18 protein-coding genes are annotated in these 15,644 nt (G+C 68.9%); 8 read left to right on the top strand and 10 right to left on the bottom strand.

Annotated features, from left to right (window positions below; all coding sequences use genetic code 11):
- Positions 1–42 precede the first annotated feature (42 nt).
- Positions 43–510, top strand: coding sequence for a gamma-glutamylcyclotransferase (locus HQ314_RS14085; protein WP_027503702.1), 468 nt, complete (start codon positions 43–45; stop codon positions 508–510).
- 20 nt (positions 511–530) lie between these two features.
- Here HQ314_RS14085 and HQ314_RS14080 read toward each other — a convergent pair whose 3' ends face one another.
- Genes HQ314_RS14080 through HQ314_RS14070 form a run of 3 tightly spaced genes read right to left on the bottom strand, consistent with a single transcriptional unit; the run spans position 531 to position 3,581 of the window.
- The gene (locus tag HQ314_RS14080) at positions 531–1,697 is read right to left on the bottom strand and encodes a M20 family metallopeptidase (protein WP_027503703.1); all 1,167 of its coding nucleotides are present in this window, start codon (positions 1,695–1,697) and stop codon (positions 531–533) included.
- A complete protein-coding gene (locus tag HQ314_RS14075) occupies positions 1,694–2,866 on the bottom strand; it encodes a M20 family metallopeptidase (protein WP_222650372.1) in 1,173 nt (390 codons plus the stop codon). Before HQ314_RS14075 ends, HQ314_RS14080 begins: the two co-directional genes overlap by 4 nt.
- Before the next feature lie 13 nt (positions 2,867–2,879).
- Positions 2,880–3,581, bottom strand: a complete 702-nt coding sequence (locus HQ314_RS14070; protein ID WP_222650371.1) for an enoyl-CoA hydratase/isomerase family protein — start codon at positions 3,579–3,581, stop codon at positions 2,880–2,882.
- Positions 3,582–3,670: 89 nt separating this feature from the next.
- On the opposite strand from HQ314_RS14070, the gene HQ314_RS14065 reads away from it, so the two are divergent.
- Genes HQ314_RS14065 through HQ314_RS14055 form a run of 3 tightly spaced genes read left to right on the top strand, consistent with a single transcriptional unit; the run spans position 3,671 to position 6,328 of the window.
- On the top strand, positions 3,671–3,823 hold the full coding sequence (locus HQ314_RS14065) for a hypothetical protein (RefSeq protein ID WP_197027699.1): 153 nt from the start codon (positions 3,671–3,673) through the stop codon (positions 3,821–3,823).
- A 16-nt stretch (positions 3,824–3,839) separates the two neighbouring features.
- Complete coding sequence (locus HQ314_RS14060) at positions 3,840–4,727, top strand: purine-nucleoside phosphorylase (protein WP_373425290.1); 888 nt, start codon at positions 3,840–3,842, stop codon at positions 4,725–4,727.
- Positions 4,724–6,328 (top strand): phospho-sugar mutase, encoded by a 1,605-nt coding sequence (locus tag HQ314_RS14055; protein ID WP_222650370.1) that lies wholly within the window; start codon positions 4,724–4,726, stop codon positions 6,326–6,328. The genes HQ314_RS14060 and HQ314_RS14055 overlap by 4 nt, the downstream gene beginning before the upstream one ends.
- Here the strand turns inward: HQ314_RS14055 and upp are convergent.
- Entirely contained in the window at positions 6,325–6,948 is a 624-nt protein-coding gene (upp, locus tag HQ314_RS14050; protein WP_056448013.1) for a uracil phosphoribosyltransferase, read from the bottom strand. The two genes, HQ314_RS14055 and upp, sit on opposite strands and share 4 nt — an antisense overlap.
- A 148-nt stretch (positions 6,949–7,096) precedes the next feature.
- On the opposite strand from upp, the gene HQ314_RS14045 reads away from it, so the two are divergent.
- From HQ314_RS14045 to HQ314_RS14030, 4 genes are read left to right on the top strand one after another with little or no spacing between them, the layout of a single operon-like run.
- Positions 7,097–7,420 (top strand): type VII secretion target, encoded by a 324-nt coding sequence (locus HQ314_RS14045; RefSeq protein WP_222627192.1) that lies wholly within the window; start codon positions 7,097–7,099, stop codon positions 7,418–7,420.
- On the top strand, positions 7,417–8,412 hold the full coding sequence (locus HQ314_RS14040) for a C40 family peptidase (RefSeq protein ID WP_222650369.1): 996 nt from the start codon (positions 7,417–7,419) through the stop codon (positions 8,410–8,412). Before HQ314_RS14045 ends, HQ314_RS14040 begins: the two co-directional genes overlap by 4 nt.
- Complete coding sequence (locus tag HQ314_RS14035; protein WP_222650368.1) at positions 8,409–8,924, top strand: hypothetical protein; 516 nt, start codon at positions 8,409–8,411, stop codon at positions 8,922–8,924. Before HQ314_RS14040 ends, HQ314_RS14035 begins: the two co-directional genes overlap by 4 nt.
- 10 nt (positions 8,925–8,934) lie before the next feature.
- Entirely contained in the window at positions 8,935–10,206 is a 1,272-nt protein-coding gene (locus HQ314_RS14030) for a primosomal protein (protein WP_222650367.1), read from the top strand.
- Between the two features lie 15 nt (positions 10,207–10,221).
- On the opposite strand, the gene HQ314_RS14025 is transcribed toward HQ314_RS14030, so the two are convergent.
- From HQ314_RS14025 to HQ314_RS14000, 6 genes are all read right to left on the bottom strand, one after another.
- Complete coding sequence (locus tag HQ314_RS14025; RefSeq protein ID WP_222650365.1) at positions 10,222–10,563, bottom strand: DUF2200 domain-containing protein; 342 nt, start codon at positions 10,561–10,563, stop codon at positions 10,222–10,224.
- A gap of 61 nt (positions 10,564–10,624) precedes the next feature.
- A complete protein-coding gene (locus tag HQ314_RS14020; RefSeq protein WP_261781655.1) occupies positions 10,625–11,527 on the bottom strand; it encodes an NAD(P)-dependent oxidoreductase in 903 nt (300 codons plus the stop codon).
- Entirely contained in the window at positions 11,524–12,597 is a 1,074-nt protein-coding gene (locus HQ314_RS14015) for a 2,3-butanediol dehydrogenase (RefSeq protein ID WP_222650364.1), read from the bottom strand. The genes HQ314_RS14020 and HQ314_RS14015 overlap by 4 nt, the downstream gene beginning before the upstream one ends.
- Positions 12,598–12,635: 38 nt before the next feature.
- Positions 12,636–13,406: an SDR family NAD(P)-dependent oxidoreductase gene (locus HQ314_RS14010; protein WP_222650363.1), complete on the bottom strand. Its 771-nt coding sequence runs from the start codon at positions 13,404–13,406 to the stop codon at positions 12,636–12,638.
- On the bottom strand, positions 13,403–14,488 hold the full coding sequence (locus tag HQ314_RS14005) for an SDR family oxidoreductase (RefSeq protein ID WP_308119405.1): 1,086 nt from the start codon (positions 14,486–14,488) through the stop codon (positions 13,403–13,405). The genes HQ314_RS14010 and HQ314_RS14005 overlap by 4 nt, the downstream gene beginning before the upstream one ends.
- 8 nt (positions 14,489–14,496) lie before the next feature.
- Positions 14,497–15,543, bottom strand: a complete 1,047-nt coding sequence (locus HQ314_RS14000; protein WP_222650361.1) for a zinc-binding dehydrogenase — start codon at positions 15,541–15,543, stop codon at positions 14,497–14,499.
- Positions 15,544–15,644 lie beyond the last annotated feature (101 nt).

Raw genomic sequence — 15,644 nt, 5'->3', positions numbered from 1 at the left:
TCGATCCGCGCGAATCGGGTACGACGGTTTAGGCTGATCGCCGTGCCGATCTATGCCGCTTACGGCTCCAACATGCACCCCGAGCAGATGCTCGAGCGGTGCCCCCACTCCCCTGCGGCCGGAACCGGGTGGTTGCCGGGGTGGCGTCTGACCTTCGGCGGCGGCGACATCGGCTGGGAGGGCGCGCTCGCGACCGTCGTGGAGGACCCCGACTCGAAGGTGTTCGTCGTGCTCTACGACGTCTCACCGGAGGACGAGGAGAGCCTCGACCGGTGGGAGGGTTCCGAGCTCGGCATCCACCGCAAGATCCGCCTCCGCGTCGAGACGGACGACGAACCCGTCCTGGCGTGGCTCTACGTGCTCGACGCCTACGAGGGTGGGCTGCCCTCGGCGCGCTATCTCGGCGTCATGGCCGAGGCCGCGGAGATCGCCGGCGCCCCGGCCGACTACGTGCGCGACCTGCGCACTCGCAACAGCCGCAACGTCGGCCCCGGCACCTCGTCGCTCTGATCCTCGGGCAGCTCTGATTCTCAGGCGACGGGGTCGTCTCCCAGTCCCAGCGCCAGTGCCGTCATCGTGCGGACACCGACGGCCAGCGCACGCTCGTCCAGGTCGAACGTCGGCTGATGGATGTCGAGCTGGGGTCCGACGCCCGACCACACGCCGAGACGCGCCATCGCGCCCGGCACGTGCTCCAGGTACCACGAGAAATCCTCGCCGCCGCCGGACTGTGCGGTGTCGGCCAGGGCATCCGGGCCCAGCGAGCGGATGGCCGCCTCGAAGCGCCGGGTGGCGTGTTCGTCGTTGACCACCGGCGGCACGCCGCGGCGGTAGTGCACCTCGTACTTCACGCCCGTGGGCGCGAGCACGCCGGCGACGATCTCCTGCACCAGCGGCTCGAGCAGTGCCCACGTCTCGTGGTCGCCCGTCCGGACCGTGCCCGTGAGCATCCCCTTCTGAGGGATGGCGTTCGGAGCCTGACCTGCGACGACGGCGCCCCACACCATGACGGTGCTGGTACGCGGGTCGACGCGGCGGCTCAGCAGTCCCGGCAGACCGGTGATGACCGTGCCCAGCGCGTACACCAGGTCGGACGTCAGGTGCGGACGGGAGGTGTGTCCGCCGGCCGAGTCCAACCGCAGTTCCACGGTGTCCGCCGCGGAGGTGATCGCGCCCACGCGGATGCCGACGCGTCCGACCTCGAGACGGGGATCGCAGTGCAGCGCGTAGATCTGCGACACGCTCTCCAGCGCGCCCGCGGCCACCATGTCGAGAGCGCCCCCGGGCATGACTTCCTCGGCGGGCTGGAAGATCAGCCGGACGCCGTGCGGCAGCGAGTCGAGTGAGGCCAGCGCCAGCCCGGTCGCCAGCAGAACCGTCGTGTGGGCGTCGTGTCCGCACGCATGGGACACACCCGGGACCGTCGACGAGTACTCGGCGCCGGTGAACTCCGTCAGGGGCAGCGCGTCCATGTCGGCCCGGAGAGCGACGCGCGGACCGGCGGGGCCGATGTCGCAGATGACGCCGCTGCCACTGGGAAGCACCACCGGGGACAGTCCCGCGGCGGTGAGGGTCTCGGCGACGAACTTGGTCGTCTCGAATTCCTGCCTGGCCAGCTCGGGGTGCATGTGGATCCGTCGACGCCACGTCACGAGATCCGCCCCGTGTGCTGCGATCCAGGCGTCGGCCGGATTCATCGTCGTACCGTCCTCTCGTGTGTGCCCTCGACGAGTCGAGAGCGTTGCTGTGGGTCGGTGGCCGCCGCGACGGCCACCCGAGCGAGGGCGCGGGCCCCGTCGACGACGGCGCGGTCGGCCGACTCGGTGATACACGCCGTGGTGAAACCCGGCTGGTGAGTGACCGCGCCGCCGGAATCGAGACCGATCACCGGATGGATGCCCGGGATCCGCGCGGTGACGTTGCCCATGTCCGTGCTGCCGAACGGGCGCGAGGTCTCGAACTCCTCGGGAACCAGTGCGCGACCGAGAGCGCTTGCGACACGACGGTATTCGGCCACCAGCCAAGGATCGGGAGTGAGTTCGGTGTAGGTCGGGGACACGGTGACGATCTCGTGGGTGCACCCGGTGGCCACCGCTCCGGCCTCGAAACATCCCCGCGCGCGGCGATCGAGATCGGCGAGTGCCTCGGCAGTGTCCGCGCGCAGGTAGTAGAACATCTCCGCCGATCCGGGGACGATGTTCGGGGCGGTGCCGGCGTGACCGACGATGCCGTGGATCTGCTGACCCGGACGCAGATGCTGGCGCAGCAGGCCGACACCGACCTGCGCGACGGTGACGGCGTCGCCCGCGTTGATGCCCCACTCGGGCGCCGCGGAGGCGTGCGCTTCACGCCCTGCGTATCGAATGGCGATGTCCGACAGCGCGAGTGAGCGCGCGGCGGCGATGTCGAGCGGACCGGGGTGCACCATCATCGCCAGCGAGACGTCGTCGAACACCCCGGCGTCGAGCATGAGGACCTTGCCGCCGCCGGACTCCTCGGCCGGGGTGCCGAGCACCCGGACGGTCAGCCCCAGCTCGTCGGCGACCGACGCGAGGGCCAGCCCCGCACCGACCGCCGACGCCGCGATGATGTTGTGTCCACAGGCGTGGCCGATCTCCGGCAATGCGTCGTACTCGGCGCACACGGCGACCACCAGCTCGCCCGAACCGTAGGTCGCGTCGAACGCTGTCGGCAGGCCCGCGACGCCCCGCCGCACCTCGAATCCGCCACCTGCGAGCAGATCGGCCGTCGCCGCCGACGCGAAGTGCTCCTCGAAGGCCAGTTCCGGACGCGCGTGTACGGCGTGCGACAGGGCGACGAGATCGCCGGTCGCGGCGTCGAGAACGGAATCGAGGGTCGAGGACACGGGACTCAGTGTGTCACTGCCCCAGTGAGAAGGTGCTCTCCGCCGTGGGGACGGACAGCGCGGCGAGGGTGCGCACGTGGATGCTGTCCTTGATGGACGTGAGGTTGGCGCCGCGGGTGGACACCCGTTCGGCCGCCTGCGCCACCGCGGTGGACAGCAGCTCGTCCTCGCCGGCGACGGCCTGCACGATGCCGAACTCGAGAGCGTCCGCGCCGCCGTAGCGACGGCCGGTGGTCATCGCGTCGATCATGGTCCGACTCGGCAGGCGCTCGGCCAGCAGCGTCGACATGCCCTCGGTGAACGGCATGCCGAGGTTCACCTCGGGAAGGCAGAAGAAGCCCCGGTCCGCGCGCATGACGGACGTGTCGTGGCACAGGGCGAGCATCGCGCCGGCGCCGAAGGCATGGCCCTGTACGGCGGCGACCGTGGCCATCGGGAAGCGCAGCAGCCGGGTGTAGACGGTGTGCACCAGGTCGAGGTACCCCGGAATGGAGTCCGCGTGGCTGAACAGGTAGTCGGTGTCCAGGCCGTTCGAGTAGAACTTGCCGCCGCCGACGGTCACCAACGCGGCCGGACCCTCCGACGCCTCGGCCTCGTCGAGGAGCGTGTGCACCTGCTCGATCCACTCCGGGTGGAAGCGGTTCTCCGGGTTGACGCCGTCGGCGTGGGCGAGGCTGAGGACGAAGACGTCTCCGTGGCGATCGAGTGAAGGCATGGACGGATGGTACTCGTCGGTAACCAGACCCCGATCGACGCCGGCGACGCTCGGTTGCGCGGAACCGATTTCCGGAGGACCGTGCAGTCATGGCTCTCGCGGCGATCCTCCAGCTCGGTGTGATCGTGCTGCTCGCAGCCCTCTCCGCGATGCTGTTGTTCGTCGGCGCGTTCGGATCGGGCGCCGTGATCGCCTCGGCCGCGTCTGTGTGGTTCTGGCGTCTCTACCGAGCCCACACCTGACACTCCGCCGTCTCGCCTGCCGCAGCGAACACCCGCCCGCGGCGATAGGGTCGGACGTGTGAGCACTCCCCCCGTACCGGCCGACTCGGAGAACGCACTCGTCGATCCCGAGACCGATCCCACCGGAGCCGCGGAGGCGGCCGCCGCCGCCCTGGCCCGGATCACCGGCATCGCCGAGCATCCCGTGGCAGTGGTCCTCGGATCCGGGTGGCAGAAGGCCGCGGAGCAATTCGGCACACCCCAGCACATCGTTCCCATGTCCTCGCTGCCCGGCTTCGCCGCACCCAAGGCGCTGGGCCACTCCAACGCCATGTGGTCCGTGGACGTCGAGGGCACACAGGTCCTGATCCTGCTCGGGCGCACCCACGCGTACGAGGGACATCATCTCGGCCGCGTGGTCCATCCCGTCCGCACGGCGGCCGCCGCCGGCGCTCGCACCATCGTCCTGACCAACGCGGCGGGCGGCATCCGTGAGGGCATGGCTGTCGGCGATCCCGTGCTGATCTCCGACCACCTCAACCTGACGGCGCGGTCACCGCTGATCGGCGCCCAGTTCGTCGATCTGGTCGACGCGTACTCGGCCGACCTGCGCGAGGTGGCCCGAGGAATCGACCCGAGCCTGACCGACGGCGTCTACGCCGGACTGCCCGGCCCGCACTACGAGACGCCCGCCGAGATCCGCATGCTCCGCACGCTGGGCGCCGACCTCGTCGGCATGTCCACGGTGCACGAGACCATCGCGGCTCGGGGTGCGGGTGCCCGTGTCCTCGGTATCTCGCTGGTGACCAACCTCGCGGCCGGGATGACCGGAGAGCACCTGGACGGCGACGAGGTGATCGCCGCCGGCGCCGCCTCGGCCGAGCGGATGGGAACTCTGCTGCGACGGCTGGTCCCGCAACTGTGACAGAACTCGACGCCGTCGTCCGGCAGTGGATCGAGGACGATCCGGACCCCGCGACGCAGGCGGAACTGCGCGATCTCGACGCGAGTGATCTGGCCTCGCGGTTCGCCGGTGCGCTCACGTTCGGCACCGCGGGTCTGCGCGGACCCGTGCAGGCCGGGCCCGGTGGCATGAACGTCGCCGTCGTCACGAGGGCCACACACGGTGTGGCGCAGTATCTCTCGCGTCATCACGCGACAGGCTCCGAGGTGGTGGTGGGCCGGGACGCCCGGCACGGCTCCGCGGAGTTCGCCGTCGCCGCGGCCGAGGTCCTGGCCGCGGCGGGCTTCCGCGTCACCCTGCTCCCGGACCCGGCGCCGACCCCGGTGCTCGCGTTCGCCACGAGGTCACGCGGCGCCGTCGCCGGCATTCAGATCACCGCTTCGCACAATCCCGCGGCAGACAACGGCTACAAGGTCTACCTCGACGGCGGCGCCCAGTTGGTGTCGCCCGCCGACCGGGAGATCGAGGAGTTCATCCGGCAGGCGCCGGGTGCGTCCTCGATCGCACGCACCGCCGTCACGCCCACCGCGGACCCCGTGATCGAGCAGTACCTCGACCGGGTGGCACAGCGCGTTCCCGAGCGGCCGTCGCACTCCACCCTCCGTGTGGCACTCACTCCGATGCACGGGGTCGGCGGGCCCGTGGCCGTGGAGGCGTTGCGCCGCAGCGGTGTCACCGACATCCACATCGTGACGTCGCAGTTCGACGCCGACCCGGACTTTCCCACCGTCACCTTTCCCAACCCCGAGGAGCCGGGCGCGGCGGACCAGGTGCTGGCGCTCGCCGCCGAGGTCGACGCGGCACTGGCCATCGCTCTGGACCCGGACGCGGACCGGTGCGCGATCGGCGTGCGCGGACCGAACGGTGTCCGCATGCTCACCGGCGACGAGACGGGAGCGGTGATCGCAGACCACATCCTGCGGTCGGCGCCGCCGGGATCACTTGTGGCCAGCACCATCGTGTCGTCGAGCCTGCTCTCGGCGCTCGCGCCGGCCCGCGGTGCCCGCTACCGGCGCACGCTCACCGGCTTCAAGTGGCTCGTGCGCGCCGGCGACGGCCTGGTGTACGCCTACGAGGAGGCGATCGGACACTGCGTCGACCCGGACGCGGTGCGAGACAAGGACGGCGTCTCGGCGGCCGTGCTGCTCGCACACATCGCGGCCGAGCTGGCCGAGGAAGGACGCACGATCCTCGACGTCCTCGACGATCTCGACCGCGAGTTCGGAGCACGCGTGGGCACCCAGGTGTCGCGGCGCGTCACCGACCTCTCGGAGATCGGCGACATGATGACGCGCCTGCGTTCCGCCCCACCGACGACGTTGGCGGGTGCGACGGTGACCGTACGCGACCTGAACACCCCCGACGCCGAACTCCGCACCGATGCAGTGGAACTGACCAGCGAACGGTTCCGCGTCATCGTTCGGCCGTCGGGAACCGAACCGAAGCTGAAGGCCTACCTGGAAGTGGTCGAACCGGTGGCGACGGCGGAGGATCTGGCGCCGGCCAGGACACGCGCGGCCGACACGCTCGAGTCCCTGGCCGACTTCGCCCGCTCGCTCTAGCGGGGACCGAACTGGCGGTCCCCGGCGTCACCGAGGCCCGGCACGATGTACGCGTTCTCGTTCAGACCCTCGTCGATGCTCGCGGTGACGAGGCGCACGGGCAGTCCCGACGACGCGAGTGCCTGCACTCCCTCGGGGGCGGCCACGACGCAGATGCACGTGACGTCGTCCGCGCCGCGCTGCACCAGCAGCTCGATGGTGTGGACCATCGACCCGCCCGTGGCGAGCATCGGGTCGAGGACGTACACCGGGTAACCGGCCAGGTCGTCGGGCAGCGATTCCATGTACGGCACCGGCTGATGTGTCTTCTCGTCGCGCGCGATGCCGACGAAGCCCATCCGCGACTGCGGGATCAGCGAACTGGCCTTCTCCACCATGCCCAGGCCCGCGCGCAACACCGGCACCAGCAGCGGCGGCGACTTCAGGCGCGTCCCGGTGGTCACCGCGACCGGCGTCGTGACGTCGAACTCGACCACGGGCGCGTCGCGCAGCGCCTCGTAGACCAGCATCTGCGTCAGCTGGCGCAGTGCGGATCGGAACGCGGGGTTGTCCGTCGACTGGTCGCGCATCTGGGTCAGCAGCGCGGACGCGAGGGGGTGGTCGAGTACGCGGGTGTCCATGTCGGGCGTGGTGTTCACCGGGATCACCCTAGTCGGCGATCGGCGCCCACTCCCGGTCGAACGGATCCGCGTGATCGGGGAACCGCGAGCCGCTCCGCACCGTCTGACTTCGAGACGGTGCGAGCACGCGAGTGAACGGTGGACTGCAGTGGCCGAGAGCGGTACGACATTCGACGTCCGAGTGGACGGTCTGCAGGACGGTGCCGGTCGTTTGACCGATGCCGCACTCCTCGTGCGGGACGCGTCCGCGGCGGCGCGGGCGGCAACGGGCTCCGCGGCGACGCTCGGCCTCGTCGGAGCCGACTTCGGAGTCGCGTTCGCCGGTGCCGCGGCGCGCTACGCCGACGGCCTCGGCGCGCTGTCCGACCTGTTCGAGCACCTCGGGTCGTCCGTGCAGTCCGCAGCGCGGTCCTACGGCGACGGCGACACCGCGCTGTCCGACGTGCTGGTCGGCACCGGTGCACCGCGATGATCGATCTGCTGGCCGCGCCCCTCGAGACTCTGATCCGCTCTCTCGGCACCGGCTGTCCGTCCCCCGACACCTATTCCCTCGACTCGGGCATCGCGTCACTGTCCGACGCCTCGCGACAGGTGACCAACGGAGTCACCGGTCTCTCGGACGCGTGGTCCGGACCCGCGTCCGAGGCCGCTCTCGACCTCACCGTGCGCGGCGCCGCCGCGGCCGGGTCGATGATCGAGCACGCCGGCGCGCTGCAGTCACTCGCCGCCGAGGCGCAGGCGAGCGTCGCGCGTGGGGTCGCCGAGCTGCAGACCATCATGGCCGCTTTCCTCACGGGCGCAGCGGCACTCGCGCCCGCGGCCCTCACTCCCCCGGGGCAGACCGCACTCATCGCCCACGCGACACACCACCTCGACAATGCTCTCGCCGTCCACGCTCGGGTGCGAGCAGAGGTCGATGCCCTGGCCGCCCGCGTCGGCGCACTCGTCGTGCCGGAGGTTCCCGCGCTTCCGTCTCTGCCCGCGTCGCCGGACGCGGCTCTCCGCGGACTGTTCGCGCCGACGGCTCCGGAGCAGCCGGCCGATCCGGCGTCGCCCGCCGCCGACGGGACCGGCACGCTCGTGACGCTTCCCGACGGCAGCACCGCCATGGCGCCCAACGAGCGCGCGGCCGGAGCCGTCCGCTTCGCGCTCGCCCAGCAGGGCACGCCGTACGTATGGGGTGGCACCACCCCCGGGCAGGGCCTGGACTGCAGCGGACTCACGCAGAGCGCGTACGGCACCGCCGGAGTGGACTTGCCGCGGCTCGCGGCCGACCAGGCGGTGGGCAGCCCGGTGAGCGCCGAGGACCTGATGCCGGGCGACCTCGCCGTGTGGGACGGTCACGTCGCGATGGTGGTGGGGAACGGTCAGATGGTGGAGGCGGGCGACCCGGTCAGCGTCAGTGCCGTCCGGACGTCGAACGTCGGCATGAGCTTCCACGGCTTCTACCGGCCGACCGCATGACCGGCGGACACGCCACCTCGCGCGCCGGACGCATCGTGGTGCTGCCGTCCGGCGAGATCGTGGACCTGGAGCTCGAACGTAGGGAGCTCGCCTTCGGGGGTTCCGCGGTGGCTGCCGCGGTGCTGATGCTGCACGGGCTCGCGCATCCGGTGGCGCCGGTGCCCGCGGCGGGCCCTGCCGACGACGACTTCCTCGAGACCGACTCGTCCGGTTCGGCACGACGTGTGTCCGCACTGCTGCACCGCACTCTCGACGACCTGGCCCGCGTGCGCGGCCGCAACGACAGGGACGACGCGCTCGTCCGGGCCGAGGTGGACGCGCACGGACGTCTGGTCGGCCTCACCGTCGAGGACGACGTCCGAGAGATGCGCTGTCATCGGGTCGAGGCGGCGATCGTCCACGCGGTGAACACAGCCGTTCTGGCCGTCGTTCTCGAGCGTGCCGACATCCACGCCGCCCTGCGTGTGGGGCTCGACACGGCGTCCAGTGAGGACGCCCGGCGGCTGGGATAGGCTCGCGGCCATGGCTGGAGACATCGTCCCGATCGAACTCGGTGTGACTGCCGGCGACCTCGTCACCCTGTGGGCGCCCGAGTGGCGTGAGGACGGCGAGGAGTGGGAGGCCTTCCTCGGTCGCGAGGACGATCTCTACGCGTTCCCGTCGGTGGCCGAGATGGCGGCGTTCATCCGCACCGACACCGACAACGACCTCGTCGACCATCCGCAGTGGCGCACCGTCGTCGCGCTCTCCGCAGCGCACATCGAGCCGGACGACGACCACGTCTACGACCTCGTGGGCGTTCCGGAGCTCGCCGCGGGGGATCCGGACGAGGACTCCATCATCGAGCTGGCCCGCTCCCTCGAGATGGCACGCACCCTCGGCGAGGTCTGCGAACTGGATGCCGTCACTCGCTTCTTCTCTGCCAATGCGCTTCTCGGAGTGCTGTCCCGCGGTGCCGACGCCTTCGTCGGGCGTGAGGGCTCGCAGCTGTGGAACCGTATCGGTGCCGTCGTGGCGAAGGGGTGGGACGCCGTCCTCGACGCCATCGACACCGTCCTGACCACTCCCGACGTCGATGCCGAGGCGACCGCCGTGGCCGATGCGGAGATCACGGCCGCAGCCGAGAACATCGTGGACGCAGAGGATCTGGACGACGAGGACATCGACACGGACGACGACACCTCCTCGGACGACTCCGACGTAGTCGTTGTCCCCGTCGACACCGACGACGAGGACGAGGACGAGACCTTCTGGGGCTCTGTGGGAATCGACCCGGTCCGCATCATCACCTCCGAGGACACGTATTACACACTGCGCTGCTACCTCGACGACGAACCGGTGTTCCTCGGACGCTCCGGCGCGATCTTCGTGTTCGGCAGCGAACGCGCGCTCGCCCGGTACCTGGCCGACGATCACGACCACGACCTCACGACGGTCAGCACCTACGACGATGTCCGCACCGCTGCCGTCGACGGTTCCCTCGACGTCGAGGTGACCGACGAGAACGTGTACGTGCTGCCCGGGCTCGCCGACGACCTGGCCCGCGGACCGGAATCCGTCGACGCCGATCAGCTCGACCTCGCCGTCGAACTGTTCACCGACGCAGCCGACTACGCCAAGGACGCGTCCGTCGAGGAGGCACTGGCGCCGGCCACTCCCCTCGGCTGGCTCATCTCCTACATCCTCGAGCCAGTGGACGGACGCATGGCACCGAGCGCCCCGTTCGACGCGGAGGCGGAATCGTGGCGCGCCCTCGAGCGCGAGTTCGAGACCCGGTTGCGTCCGACCACCTGACGGTCGGCGCGCGGATCAGGCGCGGAGGATCTTCGCCATCGGTCGCCCCCTGGCGAGCTCGTCGACGAGCTTGTCGAGGCGACGGATGTTCTGCATCAGCGGGTCCTCCACCGACTCCACCCGCACCCCACACACGGACCCCGTGATGAGCGGCGCGTTCGGGTTCAGCTGCGCGGCCTCGAAGAAGTCGAGGAACGTCGTGTCCGCCGAGAGGTGCTGCGCCAACTCGGCGTCGTCGAAGCCCGTGAGCCAGCGGACGACCTCGTCGAGCTCGTCCTTCGTCCGACCCTTGCGCTCCACCTTGGTCACGTACAGCGGATACACGGACGAGACGGGGGTGGTGAAGATGCGGTGCACGGGTGGATTTTATCCGGACGGCGGTGAATCGGGTGACCCATCGCCATCGCGGAAGGCAGCACTACGGTTGGTACGACAATCCCAGGTACTCGAGCACGGCTGCCATGTCCTTGTCGCCCAGCCCAGTAGCCAACGCACGGTCCAGGACGTTCCCGACCGTCGCGGCCTGGGGAAGGTTCAGGTCGTGGCGCCGAGCGAGTTCCAACCCCAGGCCCACATCCTTGTGCAGGAGAGACAGCGGGAACGCGACACCCGCCCCGTCAGGATCCAGGAAATGGTCACGTTTGTATCCGACATACGGGGCTGCCACTGCGCTCGACCCGAGAACGTCGTAGAACGCCGACGCGGTCAGCCCGTCGGCCTCGGCCAGGAGCAACGCCTCTGCGATGCCTTGATTGAGCGAGGCCAGCACCGAGTTCACGGCAAGCTTCGCCACCGACGCCGTACCTACCGGCCCGGTGTGGAACTGAGCCTTCGTCATGGCGGCGAGCACCGGCTGCAGTCGCCTGAACTGGTCTGCATCGGCTCCCACCATCGTGCTGATCTGACCGGTCTCAGCGAGGCTGACACTGCCCGACACCGGAGCGTCGACGACGGCGACACCGGCAGCCTCTGCCCGCGAGGCGAAGGCGCGGACCGCGGTGGGTCCGACCGTCCCCATCACGACGTGCAGATGGCCGGAAGCAGCGGCTGGGACGATGCCGCCCTCGCCGAACAGCACGTCGTCGGTGGCCGCGGCGTCGGGGAGCATGCTGAACGAGACATCGGCTCGGGCCAGATCCGACGGGCCGGACGCGACGGTGACCGCTTCCAATCCTCCGGGCAGGGCGTCCGCGGACAGGTACAGGTCGTAGGCGGTCACGGAGTGTCCGGCCTCGAGGAGACGACGGACCATGTGCGCGCCCATACGTCCGATGCCGGCGAAACCGATATTCATTCGTTGCCCTTCGTCGATGGTGGTCATGACGGCTCACCGCCGACTCGGACCAGGAGTTTCTGGGCGTCACCCTCGGGGTCGAGGAGTCGGTCGAATCCGTCGCCCACGATATTCTCGACGTCGATGATCTCGCTGACCACTTTCTCCACGGGGAAGCGGCCCGAAGCGACCAGCGCAATGATGCGCGGCCAGTCGTGCACGGGATAGCACCACGTGCCCACGAGGGTGATGTCCTTGTTGGACAGCGCCATCGGATCGATGGTCGCCGGTTTCACGTGCAGACCTACCTGCGAGACCGTGCCGGCCGAGCGCACGCTGTCCAGCGCTGCCGTCAGACCGTTCTGGTGGCCCGAACATTCCGCCGCGACGTCGACGCCGATTCCACCGGTCAGTCCGCGCACCACCTCCGGCACGTCCTGCACCATCGGGTCGAGAACCTCGGCGATGCCGAACCCCTCGATCAGCGCACGACGTTTGGCATTCGGTTCGGAGACGAAGATCCGTGAGGCTCCGGCCGCATGGGCATACAGTGCCGACAGGGCGCCGATAGGTCCGGCGCCGGTGATCAGAATCGTGTCACCCGCACCGAACCCCGTCCGGTCGACACCGTATGCAGCGACCGCGGCGGGTTCGATCAGCGCGCCCTGGACGTCACTCACAGCGTCCGGCAACACCGATACCTGTCGCTCCTGAACCACGACCAGTTCGGCGATACCGCCGCCTTCCCAGCTCAGACCTGTGCAGGCCATCACCACACACAGGTGGTTCAGTCCGCGACGGCAGTAGTAACACGTGCCGCACGTGATCAGCGGCATCACCGAGACGCGGTCACCCACCGCCACCGAGGTGACGTCCGCTCCGAGTTTCACCACTCGGGCCGAGAACTCGTGTCCGAAGATCTGCGGGGCGCTGGCGCCGGTCAACGCGTGCGGCTCGGTAGGAATGACGATTGGTCCGAAGGCGTACTCGTGCAGGTCCGTTCCGCATATGCCGCAGAAGAACGGCCGAAGCAGAACCTCGTTAGGCCCGACCGTTGCGGGCGGCGCGACGTCGTCCACTCGGACGTCGTGGCGGTGGTGAAATACGGCAGCGCGCATCTTTCTCTCCTGTGTTCGGTGTGGTCGACGTTCGTGCATCACACAGCGGTGATGCCACCGTCGATGGTGATCGCGGCGCCGGTTTGATAGCCGACATCCTCGCGGAGGAGGAAGGCGACCAGTTCCGCAATCTCGGTCACGCTGCCGTAGCGGCGTAGCGGCGTTCCCTCCATGAAACGTTCCCGTTCGAATCCCGGATCGTCGGGGTTGACGAGCGTTTCCGACCGGGACATGAGCGGGGTATCGATGGGTCCGGGACAGATGCAGTTGACCCGGATGCCATAGGGAGCGGATTCCGCTGCGGCCGTTCGGGTCAGACCCAGAACGCCGTGCTTGGTCACCACGTAGTCCGAGCGATCGGGCGCCGCCTTCAGGCTGAGGATCGACCCGGTGTTCACCACCGCACCACCGCCTGCCCTGCGAATCAGAGGCAGAACGTGCTTGAGGCCGAAGAACATACTCGACAGATTGACATCGACGACGGAACGCCATTCTGCTTCCGTGGTGTCGATGATCGACTTGTGCACGCCCTCGACGCCCGCGTTGTTGAAGAACAGATGCACGTCACCGAGCAGCGTCGTCGCGGCGTTCGCGTACGCCTCGACCTGTGCGTGGTCGGATACGTCCGCCTGGTACGGGTGGATGTCGCCGACCGACTCCGATGCGACACGCTCCGCGCCCGCCCCATCACGATCGACGGCGAGCACCCGCGCGCCGGCCGAGGCGAGCCGCAAGGCCACCGCCCGTCCGATTCCACTGCCCGCTCCGGTGACGACGGCGCCTTTCCCGGCGAAGGATGCCTCACTCATCGCGTCGGCAGGATCGAGGCGGCGCGGTACCGGTCGGTCTTCTCGACGAAACTGTCGAATGTCGAGCGGAATCCGAGGAAGCCCGCCTGACGGCTCTTGGTCATGTCGGTCAGGCACTCGATGTTGCGGCCCAGGTCGCTGTCCGTATGCCACCACGACGCCAGTCGGTCGACGTCGTCTTCTGCCAAGGAGTGTCGGGCGGCGATCTCCGCCCAGATCTTCGGTGCGTCCTCGGTGCGATCGTCCAGAGGCTTGGGACTGTCTGCGTACCCGACAGGCTCGACGCCGAACACCGCGGCGATCTTCGGCCACATCCATCGCCACCGGAAGACGTCACCGTTCGCGATGTTGAAGGCTTCGTTCTCACCTTCCGGATGGGTTGCCGCCCAGATCATCTGCTCACCCAGCAGGTCGGCATCCGTGATGTCGGTCAAGCCGTCCCACTGCGTCTGCGAACCGGGAAACACGAAGGGTTCGCCCTTCTCGCGGCAGATCTCGGCGTAGACGCCGAGGGTCAGCACCATGTTCATGGCGTTACCGACGGCGAAGCCGAACACGGTGTGAGCGCGGTGCACGCTCCACGTGAAATTCTGCTCGGACGCTGCAGCGAAAAGCTCATCTTCTTGCGCGTAGTAGAAGTTCGGGCTGTCCAGTCGAGGCTCGTTCTCGTGGAACGGCGTCTCGGCCATGACACCGGTGGCGTAGTCGTCGAAGGGGCCCAGATAGTGCTTGAGCCCGGTGAGCAGCGCGACGTGCCGTACGGATCCGCTGCTTTTCAGTGCCGCGAGGACGTTGCGCACCGTGGCGCTGTTGACCTCGATGTTCTTCTGCTCGGAGTCCTGCTTCATCCACGCCGTGATGAAGACGATCTCGGGGTCGACGCCCTGGAGGGCCGTGGCCAGGGACTCGGGGTCGAGAAGATCTCCCGCAACGGGGATGACGCCGTCGACGGGGTTCTTCGATCCGCGGGAGAGTCCGTACGTGGTCCATCCCGACTCGACGAGTCGGCGTGAGACCGTCTGTCCTGCAATACCGGTAGCACCGACGACAAGTGCTGTGCGTGCGTGGTTCTCTTCTGACACGGGTGAACTCATTTCGCTGGGTCGATCAGGACTTTGCCCTCGACCTGGCCTGTGGACAGACGATCGAGGGACGAGGGAAGGTCGGACAGCCCGACGGGCGCCTCGGCGAGTTCGCGGCCGAGCCGACCGGTCGCGAGGATGTCGAGGGCGGCAGGCAGATCCGTGTCGCAGACGTGGGCCAATGTGCTCTCGAGGGTGATCTCGCGGAACACGATCGAGTGCATGTCGAGAGCAGGCTTCTCCTTGGGGATGCCGACGGCGAGAACGCGCCCGCCGTCGGTGACCATCTGCAGCGCGGACACCAGCTGGCCCGGTGCACCGCTCGCTTCGATCACGACATCGGGCTTGCCGCCCAGCGCCTCGACGACGTCGGCGGCGATGTCGTCCGATGCGCCGAGGGTGCGATCGGCCCCGAGCCGCGTTGCGCGCTCGAGACGAGGACCCGGGAAGTCGACGACCGTGACGTTCACGTCGCCCAGGTATTTCAGGCCGGCGAGGACGAACGAACCGATCGCGCCGGCACCGATGACGACGACGTTGTCGCCGTCGCGCGCGCCGGACCTGCGGGCCGCATGGATTCCCACTGCCAGCGGCTGAGCAAGACCGGCATGGTCCACGGACAGCCCGGCCGGCAACGCGCGCAACGTCTTCGACGGTACCGCGGCGAATTCGGCCATCCCACCGTTCACGTTCAACCCGAGTGTTCTGTACGTCGAGCACTGATTCGTCCGGCCCTCCAGGCAGCGTTGACATCCGCCGCACCAGATGCCCGCGCCGGTCGCCACGAGGTCACCCACCGCGAAGGACGAACCCGTCGGAACATCGACTATTTCACCCACGAACTCGTGTCCGAGAATCAACGGTCCGATGTGCCCGCTGATGGGATGACGGCGCGTGACGGGGAACGTCTTCGGGCCGGCGACCCACTCGGAGGCATCCGTCCCGCATATTCCCGACCGCAACACGCGGAGAAGAACGTCGCCACTCGAAGGATCGGGGACTGCAACGTCTTCGATGCGGATGTCGCGCGCACCGTGATACACGGCGGCTTTCATGGTCTGAGACAAGGAGACTCCTCGACGTGCTCGAAGTGTGATGCAAGCAACTGTGTTTGTAGAGTAACACTGCACATGTCCACCGCAAAGCACCTGTGTTC

This window comes from Rhodococcus sp. BP-332, assembly GCF_019836065.1.
Lineage (GTDB): Bacteria > Actinomycetota > Actinomycetes > Mycobacteriales > Mycobacteriaceae > Rhodococcoides.
Note: the sequence above shows the minus strand (reverse complement) of the source record. Positions and strands in the feature narration are given on the sequence as shown.